Genomic DNA, 24433 nt, shown 5'->3' with positions numbered 1-24433 from the left:
TTTATCATTTGTCCTTGGGTTCGTAGCTTTCGATGCCGCGCAGGAGTTCATACTCCCGGACGTCGCGGCAGGAGGTGTACATAGCGCGGGAAAGAACATTGCCCATTCTGTAATACATGCAGATAAAGGGGCAGTCTTCCGCAAAAAGTGACTGGATTTCCATCAGCCGCTGGCGGTATCCCTGGTAGGAATATTCCTTCCGGAGCTGTTCACACAGTTCCGTCATCCTGCTGCTCTTGTAACGGCAGTAATTGCCGGTGTTACCGCGCATCAGGATGAAACCGGGATCCGGACAGACATCCATGGCAAAGGAGCCAAGCACCAGGTCAAAGGATCCGGCCTTCAGCTTCTCTTTCGCGTTGGCCAGGGTCATGGCTTCCACTTTGGTGCTGATTCCCACCTGGGCCAGCATATCCGCAATCATGTTGGCGGCTTCCACCCGCACGTCGTTATCCGGCTCTTCATAGACATAGAAACGGAGATGCAGGTTGGTCACCTTTCCTTCCGCATCCGTGCGGTCCAGGATACCGTTTTCATCGGAATCCTCCCAGCCGGCAGCAGTAAGGAGCCTCCTGGCTTCCTCCAGATTCAAAGAGAAAGTGGGATCAAGGCTTTCATTGTACATCCAGGTGCCGGGATAAAAGGGGAAATTGGTATTTTTGGCCATGCCGGAATAAATATTTTCGATGATTTTCTGTTTATCGACCACGTAGCGGATGGCTTTGCGTACCTCGGGAGTCAGCTCGGAAACGGTATTGTTCATAAACAGAACGTCCAGCTGGCTGGTCCTGTAACTCATGGTGACGGAATGCAAACCTGTTTTATACTGCGTGCTGGCGATGGAACGGGTGAAAACCGCCTGTGTACGACCGTATTCATAATTTTCAATCACAGAACGCGGCGTATCGGTAAAGGAAAAGATGATCTGCTCCACCCAGGGCTCCTTTGCTTTCCACCAGTTCTTATTCGTTTCCAGCATGAGGCTGACGCCGGGGTTAAAACTGGTAATCACATAAGGCCCGCTGCCGATGGGGGCGTCATAAGCGACCTGGGCCGCGGGAACGACGGGGAAAGTCATCTCATAAAGGATGCCGAAATAGGGCCGCTTTGTCTTGACGATTACGATTTTATCGTCCTTGGCGGAAATGGATTTCACAAAATAGGACAGGTTATAGTAAAACCCATGATCCGCAATGTTTTCATCATTCGCTTTATCCAGAATATACTGGGCAGAAGCGACCACATCATATGCGGTAATGGGTGTGCCGTCGGAAAAACGGATATCATCCCTAAGGGTGAAGGTCCAGACTTTTCCGTTATTACTTTCCTCCCAGCTTTCCGCCAGGGAACCCTGGGGCATATAGGTGTCATCAATCAGGATCAGACTCTCATAAACGGCGTTGTAAACGGACAGCATATCCCGTTCAACCGCTTCAAAGGGACGGATGGCAAGGGTTTTGGTGCTCTGGATGCCGATGGACATCTGTTTTCCGATGTCTTCAGCAGGTGCGGGATTAATCGGCAGCAACGTTATCAGCAGAAGGACTGACAACAGCACCCTGATCAAAGTATTTCGCCTGATAAATTCCATAATCTCTTGTTACTCTCCCTGCATACTGTTTTGTAGGACCTTCCGGCAGGTTGCTCCGGATGAGCGTCTTCTGGTCACTGCTGTAAAGCGGATTAGCCAGCCAGGAGGATACTTCTCCCTGGCCCGCATGATAAGCACAGACAACACACCAGGGATCACTGCTGAAGAGGCTGCTGAGGTAACTCAGGTACCAGCAGCCAAAGCGGATATTTGACTCCGGATCATTCATCATTTCAAAGGAGTAATTATCCACTTTCAGCTTATGGGCAATCCATTCAGCGGTATCCGGCATGAGCTGCATCAGGCCGCGGGCACCGACAGAGGATTCAACCGTGGGTCTGAAGGAACTCTCGTTACGGATGACAGCAGCGACCAGCGCCGGGGCGAGATGAAACTCGGCAGCGTTTTTCCGGATCGCCTCTGTATAATATAACGGATAGTTTTCATCAATTGCTTCCTGTTCCGCCTCGTGCAATTTCTGACGGCCGGAAAGATACCCGCCCATCAGCATCTGGGCAGTGAAAGCAGATAGAAGAACAAACAGTGCGCAGATCAGCGCAATTTTGGTCCAGCGGGGCATGGGCCATTCGGCTTTCCGCTCAGAGGGCTTCCTGCGGGAGGAATCAGGACGCTGGACAGCATCCATATCCGGCGGCAGGGAAGGCGGTGCAGAACGCTGCTGCGCGACAACGGGAGCAGCTTCCGGCGCACGCCTGCGCCGGGCAGAAGCTTCTGAACGGCGCAGTTCCACCTGCAACTGTTCGTTTACCTGCCGGAGCGTGTTTTCGACAGAACCTGAATTATCAATCACAACGGAGGAAAGATCCGCCTTCTGATCGGATGACATGACCGCGCGCATCCGGCTGAGAGCTTCCTCACGTGTAAATTTATCGCGGGCAATGAGCCGTTCCAACTGCGTCTCTTCAGGAAGCCAGACACACCAGACTGCATCACAGTAACGGTCATATCCCTTTTCAAAAAGAAGTGGCATATCCAGGAAACAAAGGCTTGCCCCGGAAGCGCGGGCCTGACTGATCCTTTCCATGGTCAGGTTCTGAAGATACGGAGCCATCAGCTGATCCAGCCTGGCCCTGGCAGTGGAATCCGAAAAGACGAGCTGTCCCATCATGCGGCGATTCAGGGATCCATCCGAAGCAATATACCGATCCCCGAAAACAGAACCGATTTCGGCCATGGCTGCACCACCGGCACCTGTAAGTTCACGGGCAAGAACATCCCCGTCAATGACAGGATAGCCCCGGCGGAACAATTCACGGCTGACGGTGGATTTTCCGCAGGCTATACTTCCGGTGATTCCGATCAGACGCATTCAATTCGATTTCCTTTCCTGGATTTAAAACAGGCACGGCCATGCAATCACATGCCGTGCCGTTGGGAATGTAATATCAGATCCTGGTGGAGAGAAGCTTTTTCTTGAGTTCAGCTTCCATGGAGTAGAGGGTCTTCTCCGCTTCAATGCGCTTGGCGTGACCCTGGGCCTGAATATCCATCACATCGTTGATGGTGTCAATGAGATCCTGATTGGTCTGGATCAGCGTCTCGATATCAATGATGCCGCGCTCAGCTTCTTTCGCAGTCTGGATGGTGCCGATCTTCAGCGCCTGAGCATTCTGCTTGAGCAGATCGTTGGTCATATCCGTAACGGCGGTCTGGGCTTTCAGTGCCTCCTGGGAATGATGCATACCGAGGGCAAGCACCATCTGGCTCTTCCACAGGGGAAGGGTGTTGGAGAGAGTGGACTGAATCCTCTCGACCAGGAGGCTGTCGTTATTCTGAAGCAGCCGGATCTGGGGCGCCATCTGGATGGCAACCTGACGGGTCAGCTTCAGGTCGTAAAGCTTCTTTTCAAAACGGTCGCACTGGGCAGCCAGGTCATTGGCTTTCTGGGCGTCCATGGCATCGCCGCTGGCGGCAGCCTTGTCCATCAGCTCTTTCAGCTCGGTTTCCCGGATCTGGCGGAGCTTCTTATCACCGGCGATGATATAAAGGGTCAGCTGATGGAAATAATCGCTGTTCTGGTCGTAAAGACGGTCAAACATGGCGACGTCCTTGAGCAGCTGGGCCTGATAACCTTCAAGGGAGGAGGCGATGTTCTCAACATTGACGGAGACTTTGTTGTAGCGGGCCTGCATGCGCACAATCTTGTCCTCCGCCTTGCTGAAGAGGCGGGAAAGGCCTTTGGGTTCTTCCGTGTCCTTTTTGAAGCCTTTCAGCTCAGCCACGAGATTAACCAGCATGTTGCCGACAGCGCCGGTATCCTGTGTTTTAACGGCGTCCAGGGCAGTCTGGGAGAAATCCGCAATGCGCTTCTGGGCATCCGCACCAAAGAGCAGGACGTGATCCGGATTGGTCACATCGACTTTGTTGATGAAGTCATCGATTGCTTTCTTTTCAGCTTCTGTGAGCTGGCTTTCATCGAGGCCGGGGGCCTGTTCTTCCACCGCGGGCGCGGCAGTCTGCTGAATGCTTTCAACAGGGGTTTCAGCCACTTCCGGTTCGGGAGCAGAAGGAGCCAGGGAAAGCTGAGGCATAGGATTGGTTTCAGACATTTTTACGTTCCTCCTTAAAGTGTCAGTGAAGGTAAAGGATTATTCCTGCTGAATACCGGCCTGAATACCGGATGGAATCTCATGATCGTCAGACTCGACAGGGAAATTCATCACGGGAGCGGAAGAATAACGCATCTGTGCTTCAGCAGCGGTACGGGCGGATTCAACGATTTCGTTTTCCATGAAGCCGTCCCTCTTGAGCATCTGCTCCAGAACCTCAATATCGGTGGAGATATCAAGCATGTTCTCCCGATGGAGGTTATCGATCTGCTTCTGGCAGGCGGTGAGGATCAGGTTCATGCCGTGAACGGTAGTCTCACGGGCTTCTTTCATTTCGCCGTAGGAAACGCCGCGCTGCTGCATGGTACGGTAATTGGCCAGCATTTTCAGGGTGGTGGGCAGATAGTAATTCATAAACTTCCGGACCTGGGGCGCTTTGGAGGGCGTTTCAGATACGGTTCTGAAAATCTGCTCACACTTGACGTAAAGATTATTCATCTGCTCGGTCAGTTCCTGATCGGGGATGGCAGCGTTTTCTTTTTTAATCGTATTGAGCATGTCCTGGCCGGTGGTGATCACCGCGTCAGCAATTTTATCACCGGTAAGGGGAATACGGTTGGCGTCGGCCTTTTTCTTCTCTTCGGCTTCGGCGGCGAGCTGACGGCTGCGGATTTCGGCCTGCTGGCGGGCGGCAGCCTCTTCACGGGCCTGGCGCTCCCGGTCACGCCGGTTGTGGGTGGTGGTATCCAGGCCGCTTCCCATGATACTGGTGATTTTGCCAATACCAAGCCCAAGCAGCACACCGGCGATGATCCCGCCGAAGGAAAAGCCGCTGAGGGAGGAAAGAATAAGCAGAGTTATAATAAAACCGGCTCCGCCGGACTTTTTATTGCTGTTGGGGTTCTTCTTGCTCACGTTCATAACTCCTTGCCTAAATATCAGAAGAATTATATCACACCAAATTTATAAATGAAAGAAAAAACGATTAAAATATGCTTAGAAATCATCCGTTGCCGGAAGGGGAATTATCCTTCTGCCATAGATCGTAATGATCCTGCTGGAGGGCATGGAGGAAGCGCTCGTTCACGTCAGGGTAAACCTTGCGGAGTTCCCGCATAAGATCCTTCATTTTCTGCCGGTCCGTATTGCCGTCCGCCGGGCAGGGAGATTTGACGACGGGCAGGTCCAGGACCTTTGCCATATGTTTTACATGGCTCTCAGGCAGGTAAATCAGGAGACGGATCACGGTGATGCCTGTCCTGCTCATGCGTGTTTTCGGGTGGAAGGTTTTAAACCGCCCCTCATTAAAAAGGGACATGAGCAGGGTTTCAATGGCGTCCTCCCGATGATGGCCCAGGGCAAGTTTATTGATATTGTATTCCACGCAGGTATTGGCAAGAACAGCCCTGCGCATTTTGGCACAAAGGGCGCAGGGGTTCTTTTCCTGACGATATTCAAAAATAATTTTGCCGATTTCCGTTTCCTTTACAATATACTCTATGTCCAGCTGTTCGCACAGGGCACGGATCCGGGTAAGATCAAAAGGTTCCAGCCCCAGGGTGACGGTAATGGCAAAAAGTGAAAAATCCTTATGGGAGAACTGGCGGTAAAGGCTCAGCGCATGCAGGAGCAGCAGGGAATCCTTTCCGCCGGAAACACCGACAGCCACACGGTCGCCGGATTCGATGAGACTGAAATCATGATCCGCCTTGCGAATACAGCCCAGGGTTTTCTTCATATATAATCCTACTCCTCCATAATCCGGACGCTGTCATGCTGGGTATGACAGAGAAAAACGGTTTTATAGCGTGCGGAAATCCGCTGGTATGCCTTCTCCGCAACAGAAGGAGAACGGAACACGCCGAAGACGGCACTGCCGCTGCCGGTCATCCGGGCTGCCTGTGCGCCTTCCGCCGTCAGCAGTGTACAGGCCTCCGCAATCTCCGGACGCAGCTTTTCCGATACGGGCTGAAGCACATTTCCGATTGAGGCGCAAAGAAGATTCAGGTCTCCGGTTTCCAGCGCCCGAAGCGCATGATCGGTATCGGGACGGTCCGCAGGAGCGGATTCATGCCAGAGGCTGAATACCTGAGCGGTACTGAGTCCGGGACAGGGCTGGATCACAATCAGCCAGTAGCTGTAACGGCATTCATGATCCTCCATATCCTCTCCGATGCCGCGGGTACGGGCAAGACCGCCGCGGATCAGGAAAGGAACATCCGCACCGATGGTCAGTCCGATTCGCTCCAGGTCAGCGCCGGAAAGGCCGGTATTCCACAGACGGTTGAGCCCGGTCAGCACAGCGGCGGCATCTGAGCTTCCGCCGCCCATGCCCGCGCCGATCGGAATATGCTTATCCACGTGGATCCGGGCACCAAGCGGGTATCCGGTTTCGTTTTTCAGCGCCAGGGCAGCACGATAGGCCAGGTTGCTTTCATCCGCACGTGAACGGGGCCAGCCGCCGGTGGTGATCGACAGAGAAGCGGCAGGAGACAGCGTGATATCGTCTGCCAGGGAAACGGGCTGCATCAGCATATCCATGATATGATATCCGTCTTCCCGCTGCCCGGTAATATCCAGGGACCAGTTGATTTTGGCATAGGCTTTCAGGATCATAAGCCCCTCCGGAACAATTTCTTTTATCTGTTCTATCATCAATATATAATCACACAGACAGACATCCTGTCCCTCCGCCTGACTTGCAAACAGAAGGTTTAGGATGTACACTTACTGTATCACCAGAAAGGAGCTGTGACAAGGTGGACAGCCGTAAACCTGTATTTATCAATCTGCTGACAATCGCCAGGTATGATCATATGCCGGACTATCCCATTCAGTTTATGACGGTGGGCAAACTGGACTATACAAACCCGGAGGAAGCCCTCCTGCAGTATGAGGAAACGCAGCAGGACGAGGAAACGGGCGCTATCCTGAAGTCCGATATCTCCCTTACGCTGAAGAACGGCCGGATTACCATGGAACGCAAAGGGGATTTTTCCAATACGATGGTATTCGCAAAGGGACAGCGTTTTGAAGGCGTGTACCATACGCCCTACGGCGAAATGGACATGGCTGTATTCACCAAGGAGGCAGCCTGCCGTTTCGGAAGTTCCGAAGGCAACATCCATCTGAAATACCAGCTGAATATCCAGGGAAACTATACCTCAACCAACGAGCTTCACCTTGAATACAGATCCGATCAGGAATAAGAAATAATAAGAGGGCAGACAGGATGATTATTACTGTAGCCGGAGCAGGAACCTGGGGTACAGCGCTGGGCAGGGCGCTTTCACAAAAAGGATATGAAATCCGTATCTGGAGCCGCTTTCAGGAAGAAACCGACAGGCTTTCCGCGGAGAGAAAACATCCGAACCTTCCGGGGGTTAAAATACCGGAAGAGATTGTTTTTACCTCCGATATCGGAAAGGCCGCAGCCGGGGCAGATTACCTCCTGATGGTGGTTCCTTCCGTATATACCCGTGAAACAATCCGGGATTTTGCTCCCTATATTGAGGATAAAATGGTGCTGATCAGCGCGGCCAAGGGGATCGAAAAGGATACGCTGATGACACTGACGGAAGTCCTGCGGGATGAGCTGAAGGCGGCCGGCAAAAAGAACCAGGCGGTGGCCCTGAGCGGACCGACCCACGCGGAAGAAGTAGCCAGGGATCTGCCGACCCTGATTGTGTGCGCCTGCGAGGACATGGACTGCGCCGCGGGCGTGCAGCAGCTGTTTGACGGAACCTGTATCAGGCCGTATATCAATCCGGATGAAAAAGGGGTACAGATCTGCGGCGCGCTGAAAAACGTGGAGGCGCTTGCTGTCGGTATCGCCAGGGGACTCGGATACGGAGACAACACCTGCGCTGCCATGATCACCCGGGGCATGGAAGAAATCCGCCGCCTGGGGCTGGCCATGGGATGCCGTGAAAAGACCTTTTTCGGCCTGGCCGGAATCGGCGACCTGATCGTAACAGCAACCAGCCAGCATTCCAGGAACAACCGGGCCGGATACCTGATCGGCCAGGGAAAATCCGTGGAAGAGGCGGTCAGGGAAATCGGAATGGTTGTGGAGGGAATGAACGCTCTTCCGGCCGCGGTGACCCTGTGCGAGAGATACGGTATGGATATGCCGCTGATCAACGCGGTGAGGCTGATCGTGAATGAACACGCAAAGCCTTCCGACGTTGTGAATGAACTGATGAACAGAAGTCTGAAAACCGAATAACAGACAGCAGGGGTATCAGATGCGTACACTGATTAACGATCAATGGTTCTTTGCCAAACTCCCCGCAGGATCCGGACTGAAAGACGCGGAGAAGGCTTCCTTCACTCCTGTGGACCTGCCCCATGACTGGCTGATCTGGCAGGATGACCTGTATGAAACCGCCGACGCATGGTACCGGCGGATCATTGAACTGCCTGAAGATCATGAACCGGTGGTGATGATCCGGTTTGACGGCGTCTATATGGACTGCGACGTACTGCTGAACGGAGAAGTGCTCTGTACCCATCCGTACGGATATACAGCTTTTGACGTACCGCTGGATGGAAAGCTGCAGGCCGGCAGAAACGAACTGATGGTCCATATCCGGCACAGGAGTCCCAACAGCAGGTGGTATTCCGGAAGCGGTATTTACCGGGACGTATACCTGGTAACCCTCCCGGCAAGCCATCTGATTCCGGACGGGCTGTCCATAAAGGAAAACTATACTGACGAGCAGGGCTGGAACCTGCGGATCAAAGCAGAAACAGCAGGTGAACCGCAGCCCTTTGAATGCGTCCTGCAGGACATGCAGGGAGAAACCGCCGGCATTGCGGCCGGCAAGGCACAGGAAGGATTCATCCGGGCAACGATTCCGGTCAGGGAAGGCAGACCCTGGTCTCCGGAGGATCCCTATCTCTATACATTGAACATCAGATACGGAAAACAGACCGAAGTCAGAAAGATCGGACTAAGGTCTGTTTTTGCAGACCCGAATCAAGGCCTGTTCCTGAACGGCCAAAAAACACGATTGCGGGGCGTATGCCTGCATCATGATCTCGGCGCGCTGGGCGCAGCCTTCCACGAAAAGGCCGCACGCAGGCAGCTGAAACTGATGAAGGATATGGGCGTGAACGCTGTGCGGACGAGCCATAACCCTCCCGCGGAGAAATGGCTGGATATGTGCGATGAGATGGGCATCCTGGTGGTTGACGAAGCCTTTGATATGTGGGAAAGACCCAAGACCACCTATGATTATGCCCGGTTTTTCCCGGAATGGTATCAAAGGGACGTGGCATCCTGGATCCGCAGGGACCGCTGCCATGCCTGCGTGATCATGTGGTCCATCGGGAACGAGATCTATGATATGCACGCGGATGAGCGAGGAACAGCCGTTACACAGCTTCTGGCGGATGAAGTACGGAAGCATGATCCGGAAAAACACGCCTATGTTACCTTCGGCTGCAATTATATGCAATGGGAAGGCGGACAGCGCTGCGCTGAAAGAGTGGATATCGTCGGATACAACTACGGGGAAAAGTTATATGAAGCGCATCATGCTGCCCACCCGAAATGGATTATCTACGGCAGCGAAACTGGCAGCATCCTGTCCAGCAGGGGAATCTATCATTTTCCGATGAGCCAGAGCATCATGAGCGACGCGGACCTGCAGTGTTCCGCCCTGGGAAACAGCAATACCAGCTGGGGCGCAGACAGCCTGAAGCGGCTTATTACAGAAGACCTGCATCACTCCTTCAGCCTGGGACAATTCATCTGGAGCGGCATCGACTATATCGGCGAACCTACGCCGTACCATACACGATCCTGCTATTTCGGCCAGGCGGACACAGCCTGTTTTCCAAAGGATTCCTATTATCTTTTCAAAAGCTTCTGGAATCCAGAAAAAATGATCCATATCGGCGTGAACTGGGACTGGAATCCCGGACAGTTGATTGATATTCCGGTAATGACAAACTGCTATGAAACAGAACTTTTCCTGAACGGAAAATCCTGCGGAAAGCAGAAACCGGATTACAGCAGCATGGAAAAGTGCCTGCCGGTCTGGCAGCTGCCGTTCCGCCCGGGTACGCTGACCGCCAGAGGATATGATGAAAAGGGGCAGATCCTCTGTGAAGAAAGTATTAGGACGCCGGGAGAAACAGCTCAGTTTTCCCTGACCCGTGAGGAAGAAAAACTGAAAACTGACGGGTGGGACCTGGCCTTTGTGACGGTGAGCGCGGAAGACAGGGATGGAAACCCTATCGGAAACGCACGGGACAGGATCAAAATCACAGTCCGCGGCGGGGGACAGCTGATCGGTACCGACAATGGAGATTCCACCGATCCGGACAGCTATCAATGCGACTGCAGGAGGCTGTTTTCCGGAAAACTTCTGCTGATCATCCGATCAAACGGAAAACATGAAGACGTATCTGTGCTTGTCCGGAGCAGCAATGGAATCTGTGCAGAGATGACGATACCTGTGGAGAAAGCAGAAATGAAAAAGGGCATTTCATGCATTCAAAAAGCTGCTGAAAAGCCTCTCACAGGCGGCGTTCCGGCACGCAGGCTGGAGATCCGGGCCATCGGCAGCACCAGGCTGACAGAGCAGAATCCGGAATGTTCCTTTGAATACCGCGTCCTGCCTGCGGATGCAGGCGACATGTCCGTTACCTGGGAAGTGACCAACGCGGCGGGAATTGCATCCCCTTATGTAAAAATCACCGGGAAAAATCACAGGATAACTGTACGCGCAGAAGGGGACGGGAAATATTACCTGCGGGGACTGTGCGGCAGACAGGCAGACGGATGTGAATTCATCAGCCAGATGGAATTCAGCGCCGAAGGCACCGGCAATCCCTCCCTGGATCCCTTCACCTACGTTTCAGCCGGACTGTACGACCTTCACGAGGGAAACATCGGCACCGGCAATGAAAAGGGAATTGCTTTTGACCGGAACGGGGAAAGCATGATCGGTTTCAGCCGCGTTGACTTCGGCAAAACAGGATCCGATACTGTCACAGCGGATATATTCGCGCTGAACGACGATCCGTATGACCTGGAAATGTGGACCTGCGGGATGAACGGTACAGAACATCTGACGGCTGTACTGCATTATGAAAAGAAGAGCATCTGGAACGTCTACCAGCCGGAGACCTGGAAGCTTCCGGAAAGACTGACCGGACTGCAGACGATGAAATTCAGGATGAAAGACAAAGTCCATATGAAAGGATTTGTCTTTGAAAAACAGCTGAACGCCTATATCCCGCATACGGCAGGCAGCGCGGAACAGCTGTATGGCGACTGTTTCGAACGTTCAGGCAGCGCGGTGACCCATATCGGAAACAATGTGACGCTTACATGGACCGACATGGACTTCGGCGGTGAAGCAGAAGTGACGCTGGAGATTGAAGGGGAGACGCCGCTGGATTTGAATACCATCAGCATCCGGATCGTGAACAAAGAAGGAAAGGAATACGATACGGCGGCAGGCTTCAGCGGAAAAGGAGGCACAAGGCAGCGCTTCTCCGTCCGGGTACCGGAAGGATCCTGCACAGTCTCCTTTGTTTTCCTGCCCGGCAGTGCGTTTGATTTCCGCAGTTTCCGGTTTTACAGACAGACAACTGGACAGACTTGAAAGAATAAGGTAAAATAAATCAGTTGACCATTATGAAATCTGACTGTGAAAGGAGAGGCACATGAGTTCCGGACTCAAGAAACTCCTGAGTTTTCTGTTCATTGCGCTTTCCATCACAGTTGTCTTTTTTATTGCCTTCAGCAATGAGGACCTGTCGAACGCTTTTGACGCGATACGACAAATGAACCTGACCTGGCTGGCCTGTATTTTCGGCTGCTGGCTGATCTATACCGTGTGTGACGGCCTCAATTACTGGTTCTATCTCAGGGGACAGGGGTTCAAAATCAGCATCGGGCGTGCGGTGAATGTGGCGCTGATCGGCTTCTACTACTGCAATATTACGCCCAGCTCCGCAGGCGGACAGCCGATGCAGGTCAATTCCATGCGGAAAGCGGGAATACCCGTGGGATACGGCACGATGGCCGTGACAATCCGGTTTATCACCAACCAGACCATGACGTCCCTGATCGCGCTTGTGCTTTATATCCTGAATCACGATTTTGTCCATCAGCAGCTGGCAGGCGCCATCTGGATTGTACGGATCGGCTGGCTGATCAATTTTGCGGCTGTTCCGCTGGTGCTGCTGGCCGCTTTCAAGCGGAACTGGGTCCAGAAATTCGCTGAAATGCTGATCAACAGGCTGGACAAGATGCATATTGTCCGGAATAAGGAAGCAGCCATCTCCAAGGTGACGGAAGTGCTGGACACCTATCATACCGCACTGCTGGACCTGATGCATTCTCCCGGACAGATCCTGCTGCAGTTTGCCTGTTCCACCATGGGGCTGCTGGCGCTGTTCGGCACAACCGTATTCGTCTATTATGCTTTCGGCCTTACCGGAACGCCCTGGTACCAGATCCTGACCATCAGCAGCCTGCTGTTTGTCAGCGCCAGCTATACGCCCCTTCCCGGCGCCAGCGGCGCACAGGAGGGCGGATTCCTGCTGTACTTCAGAGATATCTTCAAGGACGGAACCATCGGCCTGGCCCTGCTGATCTGGAGGTTCTTCACTTTCTACCTGTACCTGATCGTGGGCGTATTCACCATTATCCTGGAGAAGATTATCCTGCGCAGGGAAGCCCGGAAACGCAAAAACGCATCCAAAGCCGCCTGAGGGCGGCTCTTTTCATATACACGAAAAAAAAACTTGTAACGGACAGTGATTCCAGATAAAATCTGTCTATAAAGTTATCTTTTTTCATGAATGGAAAAGACAACTGAATGAGAACAGACAATGGAGGGGTTCCTGATGAAAAGGTTTCTTTTGGTTCTCACAATTCTGACGATGGTATTTGTTTCTGTTTCCTTTGCTGAAGGCACCATCGAAGGCCTGGAAGACGGCGTTCTGACCGTGGCCATGGAATGCGCCTATGCTCCATACAACTGGGCCCAGCCGGACGATTCCAACGGTGCTGTGCCGATCGCGGGTTCCACACTGTACGCCAACGGCTATGACGTGATGACTGCCAAAGCCATCTGCGAAGCAAACGGCTGGGATCTTGAAATCAAACAGCTGGACTGGGATTCCCTCGTACCCGCCGTGCAGTCCGGCGTATGCGACGCGGTTATCGCAGGCCAGAGCATGACCACTGAGCGTATGGAAGCCGTCGATTTTGCCGGCCCCTATCTGTATGCCACCATCGTATGCCTGACCAGGAATGACAGTGCTTTCGCAGGCGCGAAGGGCATTTCCGAACTGAAGGGCGGTACCTGCACCAGCCAGACAGGCACCATCTGGTACGACGTATGCCTGCCCCAGATTCCTGAAGCCAAAATCCAGATGGCGGCTGAATCCGCTCCGGCAATGCTTATGGCGGTTGCGTCCGGCATGGTGGACTTTGTCTGCACCGATATGCCCACAGCCCAGGCTGCCCTGATTGCCTATCCGGAACTGGTGCTGCTCGACTTTGCCGGCAGCGGAGACGACTTTGAAGTATCTGATGAAGAAATCAACATCGGCGTATCCGTCAAGAAGGGCAATACCGCGCTGGTTGACAAAATCAACAGCGTGCTGGCAGGCAAAACCGCGGATGATTTCAACGCACTGATGGCTGAAGCGATCAAGATCCAGCCCCTGGGCGATGAAGAATAAAAGACATACAGGATAAGGAAGAAGTAATTTATGTTTGGCAAGCTCCTGTCTGATATCAGCGGATTATGGGCCAAATACGGTACGACGTACCTTCAGGGAATCGGCAATACACTGATCCTTGCCGTAACAGCAACGCTGATCGGCTGTGTGATCGGATTCCTGTGCGGCATCCTGCAGACGATACCCTGCGGAAAGAAAGACCCTGTGATCAAGCGGGTCCTGCTTCGGATTGTCCGGATTGTCATCCGCGCATACGTAGAACTTTTCCGCGGTACGCCCATGATCCTGCAGGCCGTCTTTATCTTCTACGGTCTTCCGTATTTCTTTAATGTCAATTTCTCCAGTATATGGACGGTCAGTATCCTTGTCGTATCAATCAACACAGGCGCGTATATGGCAGAGTCCGTACGCGGCGGCATTATGAGTATCGATCCCGGTCAGTTCGAAGGCGCAAAAGCCATCGGCATGAACCACTGGCAGACGATGCTCTATATCATCCTGCCGCAGACACTGCGGAATATCATGCCCCAGATCGGCAACAACTACATCATCAACGTCAAGGATACGTCAGTCATGTTCATCATCGGATTCTCCGATTTCTTTGCCGCCCATAAGATGGTGGCAGGCGCCGTATTCAAGTATTTTCCTTCCGCTTTTATCGAGATGGGAGGATATCTGTGTATGACGCTTCTGGCTTCCTTCCTGCTGCGGAAGCTGGAAAAGAAACTGGCCGGAAAATCCAATTATGAACTGGTAACCACAGACCAGCTTGTCATGACGGCCGGAACATACAACTATCCGGACCACCAGGAAGCATCGCCCTTCGGCGATACCGATAAAGAATGAAAGGAGAGGGACAATGAGCGAACACATTCTTGAAATCCGTCACCTCTCCAAAGCCTTCGGAACGCATGCGGTGCTGAAGGATATTGACTTTACGGTTGACAAGGGCGACGTGACAACCATTATCGGCGCCAGCGGAAGCGGAAAATCAACGCTGCTCAGATGCATCAACCTGCTTGAAACACTGACAACCGGTGAAATCCTGTTTCACGGGAAGGATATCACAGGACGGGGCGTCAACTCCTCCGCCTACCGGGCCAAGGTCGGTATGGTATTCCAGAGCTTTAACCTGTTCAACAACCTGACCGTTCTGGCAAACTGCATGATCGGCCAGCAGAAGGTACTGAAGACCGGACATGATGAAGCACGGAAACGGGCCCTGTATTACCTGAACAAAGTAGGAATGGCGCCATACATCAACGCCAGACCGGACCAGATATCCGGCGGACAGAAGCAGCGCGTTGCAATTGCCCGTGCACTGGCCATGGAACCGGAGATTCTGCTTTTTGACGAACCCACGTCCGCACTGGACCCTGAAATGGTGGGAGAAGTGCTGGACGTCATGAAATCCCTGGCAACGAAAGATAACATGACCATGCTGGTTGTGACCCATGAGATGTCTTTCGCCCGGGACGTCAGCAGCCATGTGGTTTATATGGCTGACGGCGTAATCGAGGAAGAAGGGGACCCTGAAAAGATCTTCTCCAATCCCGAGAGTCCAAAGACGAAGGATTTCCTGAAAAGGATCCTCAACAACTGACATGAAAAAACAAAAAAGGACTGAGAGAATCAGTCCTTTTTTTATTGCAGGTACAGACATATTTTACTTGTTTCCGGACATTTCACATGATAGAATGTGAGACAGAAAACACCCGAACATTGATCCCGTCCAATCATTCTCCCCGGGAGGAAAAGACGATCATGCGCCGCAAGAGAATTGCCGTACTGATGGCCAGTATTGAGCGAGAATATCAGCAGCATTTCGCATCCGGACTGGCAGAAGCCAGCGCCGGATACGGGATTGATATCTGCATATTCAACAGTATGGGATATATGGACGTTTCGCTGTCCACCAGTGAGAGAGAAGAAAGCATGATCTATGACCTGCCGGACCTGGAAACATTTGACGGGATTATCTCCATGCCGGCTACCATGGGAAGCGAAGCCACGCTCCGGAAAATATTTGAAGTTATTACGCCCCTGAAAGGAAAGCCGCATATTTCCATAGACGTTATCCAGGAAAACGCAGTGACTATCCAGTTCAACGATAGAAACAGCGTGGAAGAGCTGACAGAACATATGATTTCCAGACACGGGGCAAAACGCATCATGTATGTCTGCGGTCCGATGCATTCCGAGGTGGCCATGGAACGGCTGGAAGCCTGCAGGAGCATGATGCGCCGATATGGCCTGGAAATGGATGAAAAGCTTCTTTTTGACGGGCAATGGACGCGCACAGGCGGGAGACAGGCGGCAGAAAAGATGCTCGCCATGCATGAAGCACTGCCGGACGCGATTCTGTGCGGCAATGACGATATGGCTCTGGGTGTGATAGAATACCTGAGCGAACACGGAATCCGCGTACCCAGGGACGTGGCAGTCACTGGATTTGACGCATCCCGGGAGGCGGTGATGCGGGGTGTGACAACCATCCGCAGGCCGATTGACAGGACGGCTCAGAAAGCCATTGAAATCCTGAACAAATGGATTGACGGAGCAAAACCGGCGGAAAAAGTGATCCATATGAATACCATCCCGGTATACGGAGACAGCTGCGGATGCCTGAAAAACCAGGAACACCTGAACGAGATGCTGCGGAACCTGGGTACCGAAAAATGGAATATGGAAACAACCCTTACTTGTATCAGCATGTATGCGGGCAGCATGGCGGGCGTCGGTGACGAGTTGGAAGCCCATCACCGAATCCATGATTTCATCCGATACTGGGATATCCGGGACTTTTTCCTTTGCGTGGATCCGTCAATCTGCAGGGAAACGGACGGGGAAGAAACAGACAGCGGATCCTATCCGGACGAAATGCTGCTGCTGTACGGCATGACCGACGGGAAGACCTATCAGCCGGTTCTTTATTCCACCCATGAACTGGTACCGGCATTTGACGAGGACAGGAAAACTACACTCTGCCTGATCTTCTGTCCGTTGTATTACCGGAACAGGAGCTTCGGGTATGTGGGACTGAATCCGGGCAGCCTGACCAGCGGAGCGGCCCTGTATCCTTTCCTGATGCTCCTGAATGGAGCCCTGATGAGCCTCTATCTCCAGACGAATATCAAAAGATATACAAGTACCATTGAACAGATGGCCATCAGGGATATCATGACCGGGATGCTGAACCGAAGGGGTTTCCTGGAGAAAGCCCCGGCGGTGATGGAAAAAGCCAGAAAAAATAACAAGGTGTTTGCCATTCTCAGCGCTGATATGAACCATATGAAGCATATCAACGATGAATTCGGCCATCAGTCCGGCGATATCGCCATCTGCAGGATGGGAAAGGCCATGGAAAGCCTGGGAGAATTCTCCTTTGTTCCCGTTCATATCAGCGGAGATGAATTCCTGGCCTACGGCATCCTCGACAGTATGGAAGAGGCGGAGAAGCTCAAGGACTGCGCCAGGGAAGCGATCAGCGACCTGAATGCAAGGGATCCCTGGATTTGCGATATCAGCGCCAGTTTCGGTATCTACGCGGCAGTGCCGCAGATGCATGATACTCTGGATCAGTATATGACGATGGCTGACCGAAGGATGTATGATGAAAAGAACAGCCGTAAATTCGGACGAAGGAAAGAAGACCTGAAGATAAACAATGAAAAAGGCTGAAACCATTAAAGGTTTCAGCCTTTTTTCAATCCGGAAACCGGACTTATTCCTCGCTTCCGCGCATTTCAGTAAAGCGCTTGAAAAGGATGTCTTCCAGCTCTTCATCGGGAGCGTTGTAAACATCGTTGCCTTCTTCATCCTGTTCAATCTTCAGGAAGAAAACAGCGTCATCCTCTTCAGGCTCAGCCAGTGCGAGATAAACATCTCCCTCGTATTCCAGCGCATCAACGAAAATGAAGGATACGGTTTCACCGTCATCACCGATCATTTCGATGATATCGCCTTCAGTCAGGGCGTTCACGTCATCCTGTTCAAAGGAATCCTCATTGTTTTTGATTTCATCGCTCATGATATTAATCCTCCTTGTTTTTATTTTCTTCCAGCCACTGCCGGAGTATTACCGAAGCGGCAATCATATCCACCTTCTGCTTCCGCTCGGCGCGGGAAACCCCGCCCTCAATCAGCGCATCCTCCGCAGAGACTGTGGACAAGCGTTCATCCTGGAACACAACCTGCAGGCCTGCTTTGGCCAGCTGATCGCAGAACTGACGGACCTTCTGCGCCTGAAAGCCCTCGGAACCGTCCATATTCAGCGGCAGGCCGGAAAGAATACGGTTGGTCTCATAGCGTTCACAAATGGAAACAATCCGGCGCGTATCCGGCCCCCAGCCAACCCGCTGGATCACCTCCACGGGAGAGGCGATGGTTCCGGTGGGATCTGAAACAGCCACACCGATCCGGACGTCACCGATATCAAGGCAGACAATTCGTTCGTTCATACTTCTTGGAAAAAAGCGTGCCTCCGGAGATACAGCAGGCTGTTCCGGAGGCAGCGTTTTATCAGTCGTGGTTGCTGTTGCGGCGGGGAGGACGACGGTTTCCGTCATGACGGGAGAAATCCGTTCCGGAAGCATATTCAATGTCGTTCCTGATCAGATTAATCCGGCCCTGAGCGTCAATCTCGTTGACCTTGACTTCCAGCTCATCACCGATATTGACAACATCTTCCACCTTTTCAACACGCTTGTTGTCAAGCTTGGAAATGTGGATCATACCGTCCTTGCCGGGAGCCAGTTCCACAAAGGCGCCGAAGTTCATGATGCGGACAACCTTACCGGTATACACGTCACCGACTTCGATATCCTTGGCAATGCCCTCGATGATGTGGCGGGCTTTATCGGCAGCCTGCTGATCAGGCGTGGAGATAAAGACGCTGCCGTCATCCTCGATGTCAATCTTCACACCGGTTTCGGCAATGATCTTGTTGATCATCTTTCCACCGGGTCCGATGACTTCGCGGATCTTCTCGGGATTGATGGTGAAGCGGATAATCTTCGGAGCGTAGGGGCTCAGTTCAGCCCTGGGCTGTCCGAGGGTATCCAGCATGATCTTCAGGATATGCAGGCGGCCTTCCAGTGCCTGACGCAGCGCCTGCTGCAGGATGGCACGGTTGATGCCGGCAATTTTGATATCCATCTGCAGGGCAGTGATACCGTTCATGGAACCGGCAACTTTGAAGTCCATATCGCCGAGGAAGTCTTCCAGTCCCTGGATGTCGGTCAGGACAGCCAGCTTGCCGCTTTCCTTATCGGTGATCAGACCCATGGCCACACCGGCAACGGGGGCATGAATCGGAACGCCGGCATCCATCAGGCTCAGCGTGGAGCCGCAGACGGAAGCCATGGAAGAAGAACCGTTGGAGGACAGGATTTCACTCACCAGACGAAGGGCGTAGGGGAATTCTTCCTCAGAGGGGATGACGGGCAGCAGGGCCCGTTCAGCCAGAGCGCCGTGACCGATTTCGCGGCGGCCGGGGCTCTTCAGACGGCCGGCTTCACCGGTGGCATACGGCGGCATATTGTAGTGATGGATGTAGCGCTTGAAATCTTCACTGCTCAGGCCGTCCAGGGTCTGACCTTCGCTGACAGTGCCCAGGGTGGTCACAGTCAGGGCCTGGGTCTGGCCGCGGGTGAAGATGGCGCTGCCGTGGGTCCGCGGAAGGACGCCGACATCGCACCAGATGGGGCGGATTTCGGTAACCTTGCGGCCGTCAGGACGAATACCCTCATTCAGGATTTTCGCACGCATGACTTCTTTATTGAGGTAATACAGGGCATCCTCGATTTCGCTTTCGCGGCCTTCGAACTTTTCAGCCAGGGAAGCCAGGGTCTCCTGCTTGGTCTGCGCTTCACGCTGCTGGCGTTCAGAACGATCGAAAGTATCGAAGGTCCAGACGCACTTGTCATAGGCAAATTCACGAACAGCGGCCTTGATGTCATCACCGGTGGTGATCAGCGGCACAACCTGCTTTTCCTTGCCGATTTCGGCAACAATCTGCTTCTGGAAGGCAACCAGCTTTTTGATCTCTTCGTGACCGAAAAGGATGGCGTCGAGCATGGTTTCTTCGGACAGTTCCTTGGCACCGGCTTCAACCATCATGATGGCTTCTTCCGTACCGGCCACATAGAGGCTCAGATCGCTTTCAGCGCGCTGGGCTTCATCGGGGCAGATGACAAACTGACCGTTGACGCGACCTACCAGCACAGCACCGGTCGGTCCGTTCCACGGAATATCGCTGACAGCCAGGGCAACGGAAGAACCGATCATGGCCGGGATTTCCGGAGGAACATCCTGTTCCACGCTGAGGATGGTGACAACCACCTGGACGTCATTCCGCATACCCTTTTCGAACAGGGGGCGGAGAGGACGGTCGATCAGACGACAGGTAAGGGTAGCCTTTTCAGAGGGACGGCCTTCACGCTTGATGAAACCGCCGGGGATTTTGCCAACGGAATACTGCTTCTCTTCCACATCTACTGCGAGAGGGAAGAAATCCACGCCTTCACGGGGAGCGGGAGCCATGGTGGCATTGATCATAACGACGGTATCGCCCAGGTGTACCCAGACGGAACCGTTGGCCTGCTCACAGTACCTGCCGAACTCCAGCGTCAGGGGACGGCCGGCAAAATCCATTGTGTACTTTTTGGATTCCATACGTTTCACTCCTTCTAAAATTTGTCTCCGGAGCGCCGTATGCTATCATATGAAAACCCCGCCGGGATTTACACCGGGGATTTTCAAGGGATAACATACGAAACTCCGCGTTCCGGGATATCTTTTAAAGCCGCCGGAGAGTATAATCTTCCGGCGGCTTTAAAAAGCGACTTGGTACCGGGAAACGGTTATTATTTACGCAGGTTCAGCTTGGAAATCAGGGAACGGTAGCGCTCAATATCCGTTTTCTTGAGGTACTCGAGCATGTTGCGGCGGCGGCCAACCATCAGCAGCAGACCACGATTGGAATGATGGTCGTTCTTGTTGCTCTTCAGGTGCTCGTTCAGGTGATTGATTCTCTCTGTGAGCAGAGCGATCTGAACTTCGGGGGAGCCGGTGTCGCCTTCATGCTGTGCATAAGCGGCAATAATCTCGGATTTGTTCATGGGAAAATTCCTCCTTTAATGACCGGACGGACCGGTATTTCATGTCCGCCAATTGCCGTGAACCCGGATTATCGTTGGAGACTCGATAGTCTGAGCAGACGGTTCATACACGAACGACGTATATAATAACAAAAATTGAACGATTTGTAAACCGTCAAAGCGGAAAAAAGTGAACTTTTTCAACAAATCCGGCGTCATGACATTATAACTGGTACAAGGCAACGCCGGTTTTTCCGTCAAATTCGTTCACCATGACTGATACAACTTCACTGTGACTGGTAGGGATATTTTTGCCCACATAATCAGGACGGATCGGCAGTTCCCGATGGCCGCGGTCTATGAGCACCGCCAGTTGGATGGAATCCGGACGGCCGTAATGGAAGACAGCCTCAATTGCCGCACGCACAGTACGTCCCGTATAGATCACATCATCCACGAGAATAACCTTTTTGCCGTTGATATCGCAGGGAATAGACGTGGCGCCGGTTTCGGGAAGATCACTGACTTCGGTCAGGTCGTCCCGATAGAGTGAAATATCGATGCTGCCCAGGGGGACATCCGTCCCCTCAAAGCTGCGGATATTATCCCGCAGGATGGCGGCAAGAGGCATCCCCCTGCGATGAATCCCCAGCAGGATAATATCGGCTGTGCCGTTGTTTTTCTCAATAATTTCGTGGGTGATGCGCTTCATGCTTCGAAGCACAGCAGCTTCATCCATGATTTCAGATTTCAGTTCCATAAAGTTTAAAAGGGCGGGGTACAGTTCAGTACCCCGCCGAACCTTTCAACGTATTTGACGAATTACTGATCGTTTTTCGCGGGGCGGTTGAAAAGCAGGTTCACGATGATACCGAGGATCAGAGCGCAGGCAATTTCGGTAATCGTGACAGAACCGATCTTCAGTGTCATGCCGCCGATACCGGCAATCAGGATCACGGAAGCGGTGAACAGGTTGCGGTTGTCGTTAAGGTCAACAGGCTGGAGCATCTTCAGACCGGAAACAGCGATGAAGCCGTACAGGGTGATGCAGACGCCGCCCATGACGCAGCTGGGGATCGTGCTCAGGAAGGTTACGAAGGGAGCAAAGAAGCTGGCAGCGATGGCGATGATCGCAGTGCACAGGATCGTGATGACGGAAGCATTGCCGGTGATGGCCACGCAGCCGACGGACTCACCGTAGGTGGTGTTGGGGCAGCCGCCGAAGAAGGCACCGGCCATGGAGCCAATACCGTCGCCCAGCAGGGTGCGATGGAGGCCGGGCTCCTCGAGCAGATCCTGATCGATGATGGTGGACAGGTTCTTATGGTCTGCAATATGCTCGGCGAAAACCACGAAGGCTACGGGAACATAGGCAACCGTGATGGAGAGGATATACTTGGCAGTGATGGTCTGGAAACCTTCGAAGGCCTTGATGAAGGTGAATTCAGGAACCCACTTCATGGAGCTGAAAGCGGTGAAATCGAGCACTTTCAGGGCGTCATTACCGGAAGCGTTACCGATCAGGGTGAAGATGAGGGCAACAATGTAGCCGGCAACAATACCGATGATGAAGGGAATCAGCTTCATCATTTTCTTTCCCTTGACGGAGCAGAAGACAACCGTCAGCAGGGTGACAAGGGCGCAGATCAGGCTGACCCAGCCCTGGGTATTCATGATATAAGTGCCGTTATCCAGCACAGCACCCTTCAGGGCATCGCCGATGGCGTTGCCGGCCAGGGACAGTCCGATGATGGCAACGGTGGGGCCGATAACAACGGCGGGCATGAGCTTACGGATCCAGGCAACACCGGCATACTTGACGATGATGGCGATGATCACATAAACAAGACCGGCGAAAACGGCACCGATCACCAGGCCGGCATAGCCAACCGCGGTGGAAGCGGCGCCGCCGAAAGCAGCGAACATGGAACCAAGGAAAGCAAAGCTGGATCCAAGGAACACAGGGCTCTTGAACTTAGTGAAGAGCAGGTAGACAATCGTACCGACGCCGGCGCCGAAAAGGGCGGCGCTCTGGCTCATGCCGTTGCCAACGATGCTGGGGACGGCGATGGTCGCAGCAAGGATCGCAAGCAGCTGCTGGAGCGCGAAGACGATCAGCTGACCAAACTTGGGTTTGTCATTGACCTTGTAGACCAGATTCATAGGGGAGACCTCCTTATTATTTTTCGGAGGGTCTTGTAAAGAAAAAGCCTGCCGGCATGAAAACTGGCAAGCTACGATCCTTACTGACTATATGCGGCCGTATCTTGTCGGTATCCCGTACCGTCTTAAAGACCCACCGGGGATACTATACCACAAGATCTTGTGGTATTCCATTTCATAAGTATGACAAAAGAATAAATAAAATTAGTAAGCAAAAGCAGAAAAAAAGAGCTTGACAAACATATTTGAATAAGATAATATACAAAAGCCGCTTGCGGAAACCGGGTCAGGAACGCAAGAGTCAAAGGCAACGGGAGCATAGCTCAGCTGGGAGAGCATTTGCCTTACAAGCAAAGGGTCACAGGTTCGAGCCCTGTTGTTCCCACCAAACATATGGCCCGGTAGCTCAGTTGGTTAGAGCGCCAGCCTGTCACGCTGGAGGTCGAGGGTTCGAGCCCCTTCCGGGTCGCCATATTTGCCTTGGTAGCTCAGTCGGTAGAGCATGTGACTGAAAATCACAGTGTCGGTGGTTCGATTCCGCCCCAAGGCACATTTTATGCGGTAGTAGCTCAGTTGGTAGAGTGCCACCTTGCCAAGGTGGATGTCGCGGGTCCGAGTCCCGTCTACCGCTCCATTTTTATGGTGCCATAGCCAAGCGGTAAGGCGAAGGTCTGCAAAACCTTTATTCTCCGGTTCGAATCCGGATGGCACCTCACAGAATACCGGAGTTGTACTCCGGTATTTTCATTTTCCCCCGATGTTTTGAAATGTATACATGTTAACGTTTGCATTTATATAAAAAAACTCTGTACAAAATAAAAGCGTCATGATATACTCTGACAGTAAACCCAACCCTGGTAGTAACTACGCGGTTCATTTCCTCTATGGTTGTTACTCATAACCATTGTCTGGAACGGGGCACGAATCTTCACCAATGGCGCGGGTAAACAACATTTTTAGGAGGATATGATCCATGTACGAAGACAAGACTCTGACCTGTCGTGACTGCGGCAACGAATTCGTTTTCTCTGCCAGTGAGCAGGAATTCTTTGCCCAGAAGGGCTTCCAGAATGAGCCCACCCGCTGCCCTGCCTGCCGCGCTGCCCGTCGGGCTCAGAACGGCAATGGCGGTGCTCCCCGGCAGATGTTCACCGTGATCTGCGACGGCTGCGGCTGCGAAACCCAGGTTCCCTTCCAGCCCCGCGGAGATCGTCCCGTGTACTGCCGTGACTGCTTCGAAGCACAGCGTCAGAACCGGTTCTGATTCTTCAGAAACAAAAAGGACTGCCATCAGG

General features: G+C 52.9%; 21 protein-coding genes and 5 tRNA genes. 14 read left to right on the top strand and 12 right to left on the bottom strand.

Annotated elements, in window-relative coordinates:
• Positions 1-4 precede the first annotated feature (4 nt).
• From JYE49_RS05155 to ispE, 6 genes are all read right to left on the bottom strand, one after another.
• A complete protein-coding gene (locus tag JYE49_RS05155) occupies positions 5-1558 on the bottom strand; it encodes an ABC transporter substrate-binding protein (protein ID WP_283399324.1) in 1554 nt (517 codons plus the stop codon).
• On the bottom strand, positions 1515-2921 hold the full coding sequence (gene coaE / locus JYE49_RS05150) for a dephospho-CoA kinase (protein WP_093956379.1): 1407 nt from the start codon (positions 2919-2921) through the stop codon (positions 1515-1517). The genes JYE49_RS05155 and coaE overlap by 44 nt, the downstream gene beginning before the upstream one ends.
• Before the next feature lie 76 nt (positions 2922-2997).
• On the bottom strand, positions 2998-4161 hold the full coding sequence (locus JYE49_RS05145) for a toxic anion resistance protein (RefSeq protein WP_093956378.1): 1164 nt from the start codon (positions 4159-4161) through the stop codon (positions 2998-3000).
• A 39-nt stretch (positions 4162-4200) separates the two neighbouring features.
• Entirely contained in the window at positions 4201-5076 is an 876-nt protein-coding gene (locus JYE49_RS05140; RefSeq protein ID WP_179217228.1) for a 5-bromo-4-chloroindolyl phosphate hydrolysis family protein, read from the bottom strand.
• An 88-nt stretch (positions 5077-5164) separates the two neighbouring features.
• Positions 5165-5899, bottom strand: coding sequence for a tRNA 2-thiocytidine biosynthesis TtcA family protein (locus JYE49_RS05135; RefSeq protein ID WP_093956376.1), 735 nt, complete (start codon positions 5897-5899; stop codon positions 5165-5167).
• Positions 5900-5907: 8 nt separating this feature from the next.
• On the bottom strand, positions 5908-6816 hold the full coding sequence (gene ispE / locus JYE49_RS05130) for a 4-(cytidine 5'-diphospho)-2-C-methyl-D-erythritol kinase (RefSeq protein WP_093956375.1): 909 nt from the start codon (positions 6814-6816) through the stop codon (positions 5908-5910).
• A 104-nt stretch (positions 6817-6920) separates the two neighbouring features.
• Between ispE and JYE49_RS05125 the strand changes: the two genes are divergently transcribed.
• From JYE49_RS05125 to JYE49_RS05090, 8 genes are all read left to right on the top strand, one after another.
• Positions 6921-7370 (top strand): YwiB family protein, encoded by a 450-nt coding sequence (locus JYE49_RS05125; protein ID WP_093956374.1) that lies wholly within the window; start codon positions 6921-6923, stop codon positions 7368-7370.
• Positions 7371-7393: 23 nt separating this feature from the next.
• Positions 7394-8389 (top strand): NAD(P)H-dependent glycerol-3-phosphate dehydrogenase, encoded by a 996-nt coding sequence (locus JYE49_RS05120; protein WP_093956373.1) that lies wholly within the window; start codon positions 7394-7396, stop codon positions 8387-8389.
• Between the two features lie 19 nt (positions 8390-8408).
• Positions 8409-11783 carry a glycoside hydrolase family 2 TIM barrel-domain containing protein gene (locus tag JYE49_RS05115; RefSeq protein WP_093956372.1) on the top strand — a complete coding sequence of 1125 codons (3375 nt, stop codon included), beginning with the start codon at positions 8409-8411 and terminating at the stop codon, positions 11781-11783.
• Between the two features lie 61 nt (positions 11784-11844).
• The gene (locus JYE49_RS05110) at positions 11845-12897 is read left to right on the top strand and encodes a lysylphosphatidylglycerol synthase transmembrane domain-containing protein (protein WP_093956371.1); all 1053 of its coding nucleotides are present in this window, start codon (positions 11845-11847) and stop codon (positions 12895-12897) included.
• A gap of 135 nt (positions 12898-13032) precedes the next feature.
• The gene (locus JYE49_RS05105; RefSeq protein ID WP_093956495.1) at positions 13033-13875 is read left to right on the top strand and encodes a transporter substrate-binding domain-containing protein; all 843 of its coding nucleotides are present in this window, start codon (positions 13033-13035) and stop codon (positions 13873-13875) included.
• Positions 13876-13905: 30 nt separating this feature from the next.
• Positions 13906-14721, top strand: coding sequence for an amino acid ABC transporter permease (locus tag JYE49_RS05100; RefSeq protein ID WP_093956370.1), 816 nt, complete (start codon positions 13906-13908; stop codon positions 14719-14721).
• A 13-nt stretch (positions 14722-14734) separates the two neighbouring features.
• On the top strand, positions 14735-15478 hold the full coding sequence (locus JYE49_RS05095) for an amino acid ABC transporter ATP-binding protein (RefSeq protein WP_093956369.1): 744 nt from the start codon (positions 14735-14737) through the stop codon (positions 15476-15478).
• 86 nt (positions 15479-15564) lie between these two features.
• Positions 15565-17556, top strand: coding sequence for a substrate-binding domain-containing protein (locus tag JYE49_RS05090; RefSeq protein ID WP_093956368.1), 1992 nt, complete (start codon positions 15565-15567; stop codon positions 17554-17556).
• Between the two features lie 43 nt (positions 17557-17599).
• Here the strand turns inward: JYE49_RS05090 and JYE49_RS05085 are convergent, their stop codons facing one another.
• The 6 genes from JYE49_RS05085 to JYE49_RS05060 all read right to left on the bottom strand — a co-directional run bounded on the left by JYE49_RS05085 (position 17600) and on the right by JYE49_RS05060 (position 23138).
• Entirely contained in the window at positions 17600-17905 is a 306-nt protein-coding gene (locus tag JYE49_RS05085; RefSeq protein ID WP_093956367.1) for a DUF1292 domain-containing protein, read from the bottom strand.
• Between the two features lie 4 nt (positions 17906-17909).
• Complete coding sequence (gene ruvX, locus JYE49_RS05080) at positions 17910-18335, bottom strand: Holliday junction resolvase RuvX (protein ID WP_179217227.1); 426 nt, start codon at positions 18333-18335, stop codon at positions 17910-17912.
• A 61-nt stretch (positions 18336-18396) separates the two neighbouring features.
• On the bottom strand, positions 18397-20550 hold the full coding sequence (locus tag JYE49_RS05075; RefSeq protein ID WP_093956365.1) for a polyribonucleotide nucleotidyltransferase: 2154 nt from the start codon (positions 20548-20550) through the stop codon (positions 18397-18399).
• A gap of 191 nt (positions 20551-20741) precedes the next feature.
• A complete protein-coding gene (gene rpsO, locus JYE49_RS05070; protein ID WP_093956364.1) occupies positions 20742-20996 on the bottom strand; it encodes a 30S ribosomal protein S15 in 255 nt (84 codons plus the stop codon).
• A 202-nt stretch (positions 20997-21198) separates the two neighbouring features.
• Positions 21199-21735, bottom strand: a complete 537-nt coding sequence (pyrR, locus tag JYE49_RS05065) for a bifunctional pyr operon transcriptional regulator/uracil phosphoribosyltransferase PyrR (RefSeq protein WP_093956363.1) — start codon at positions 21733-21735, stop codon at positions 21199-21201.
• 62 nt (positions 21736-21797) lie between these two features.
• Entirely contained in the window at positions 21798-23138 is a 1341-nt protein-coding gene (locus JYE49_RS05060) for a uracil-xanthine permease family protein (protein ID WP_093956362.1), read from the bottom strand.
• 312 nt (positions 23139-23450) lie between these two features.
• On the opposite strand from JYE49_RS05060, the gene JYE49_RS05055 reads away from it, so the two are divergent.
• From JYE49_RS05055 to JYE49_RS05030, 6 genes are all read left to right on the top strand, one after another.
• A tRNA-Val gene (locus tag JYE49_RS05055) sits at positions 23451-23526 on the top strand.
• A gap of 7 nt (positions 23527-23533) precedes the next feature.
• Positions 23534-23610, top strand: a tRNA-Asp gene (locus JYE49_RS05050).
• 5 nt (positions 23611-23615) lie between these two features.
• A tRNA-Phe gene (locus JYE49_RS05045) sits at positions 23616-23688 on the top strand.
• Positions 23689-23696: 8 nt separating this feature from the next.
• Positions 23697-23772, top strand: a tRNA-Gly gene (locus JYE49_RS05040).
• Positions 23773-23779: 7 nt separating this feature from the next.
• Positions 23780-23851, top strand: a tRNA-Cys gene (locus JYE49_RS05035).
• Between the two features lie 260 nt (positions 23852-24111).
• The gene (locus tag JYE49_RS05030; RefSeq protein WP_093956361.1) at positions 24112-24402 is read left to right on the top strand and encodes a zinc-ribbon domain containing protein; all 291 of its coding nucleotides are present in this window, start codon (positions 24112-24114) and stop codon (positions 24400-24402) included.
• Positions 24403-24433 lie beyond the last annotated feature (31 nt).

It is taken from the genome of Aristaeella hokkaidonensis (assembly GCF_018128945.1).
GTDB lineage: Bacteria > Bacillota > Clostridia > Christensenellales > Aristaeellaceae > Aristaeella > Aristaeella hokkaidonensis.
Note: the sequence above shows the minus strand (reverse complement) of the source record. Positions and strands in the feature narration are given on the sequence as shown.

Coding starts and splice junctions, on each gene's coding strand:
- JYE49_RS05135 (WP_093956376.1), bottom strand. CDS start 5,899: ATGAAGAAAACCCTGGGCTGTATTCGCAAGGCGGATCATGATTTCAGT.
- JYE49_RS05145 (WP_093956378.1), bottom strand. CDS start 4,161: ATGTCTGAAACCAATCCTATGCCTCAGCTTTCCCTGGCTCCTTCTGCT.
- JYE49_RS05060 (WP_093956362.1), bottom strand. CDS start 23,138: ATGAATCTGGTCTACAAGGTCAATGACAAACCCAAGTTTGGTCAGCTG.
- JYE49_RS05030 (WP_093956361.1), top strand. CDS start 24,112: ATGTACGAAGACAAGACTCTGACCTGTCGTGACTGCGGCAACGAATTC.
- JYE49_RS05120 (WP_093956373.1), top strand. CDS start 7,394: ATGATTATTACTGTAGCCGGAGCAGGAACCTGGGGTACAGCGCTGGGC.
- JYE49_RS05090 (WP_093956368.1), top strand. CDS start 15,565: ATGATAGAATGTGAGACAGAAAACACCCGAACATTGATCCCGTCCAAT.
- JYE49_RS05115 (WP_093956372.1), top strand. CDS start 8,409: ATGCGTACACTGATTAACGATCAATGGTTCTTTGCCAAACTCCCCGCA.
- JYE49_RS05100 (WP_093956370.1), top strand. CDS start 13,906: ATGTTTGGCAAGCTCCTGTCTGATATCAGCGGATTATGGGCCAAATAC.
- JYE49_RS05095 (WP_093956369.1), top strand. CDS start 14,735: ATGAGCGAACACATTCTTGAAATCCGTCACCTCTCCAAAGCCTTCGGA.
- JYE49_RS05110 (WP_093956371.1), top strand. CDS start 11,845: ATGAGTTCCGGACTCAAGAAACTCCTGAGTTTTCTGTTCATTGCGCTT.
- JYE49_RS05105 (WP_093956495.1), top strand. CDS start 13,033: ATGAAAAGGTTTCTTTTGGTTCTCACAATTCTGACGATGGTATTTGTT.
- JYE49_RS05085 (WP_093956367.1), bottom strand. CDS start 17,905: ATGAGCGATGAAATCAAAAACAATGAGGATTCCTTTGAACAGGATGAC.
- pyrR (WP_093956363.1), bottom strand. CDS start 21,735: ATGGAACTGAAATCTGAAATCATGGATGAAGCTGCTGTGCTTCGAAGC.
- JYE49_RS05075 (WP_093956365.1), bottom strand. CDS start 20,550: ATGGAATCCAAAAAGTACACAATGGATTTTGCCGGCCGTCCCCTGACG.
- ruvX (WP_179217227.1), bottom strand. CDS start 18,335: ATGAACGAACGAATTGTCTGCCTTGATATCGGTGACGTCCGGATCGGT.
- ispE (WP_093956375.1), bottom strand. CDS start 6,816: ATGATAGAACAGATAAAAGAAATTGTTCCGGAGGGGCTTATGATCCTG.
- coaE (WP_093956379.1), bottom strand. CDS start 2,921: ATGCGTCTGATCGGAATCACCGGAAGTATAGCCTGCGGAAAATCCACC.
- rpsO (WP_093956364.1), bottom strand. CDS start 20,996: ATGAACAAATCCGAGATTATTGCCGCTTATGCACAGCATGAAGGCGAC.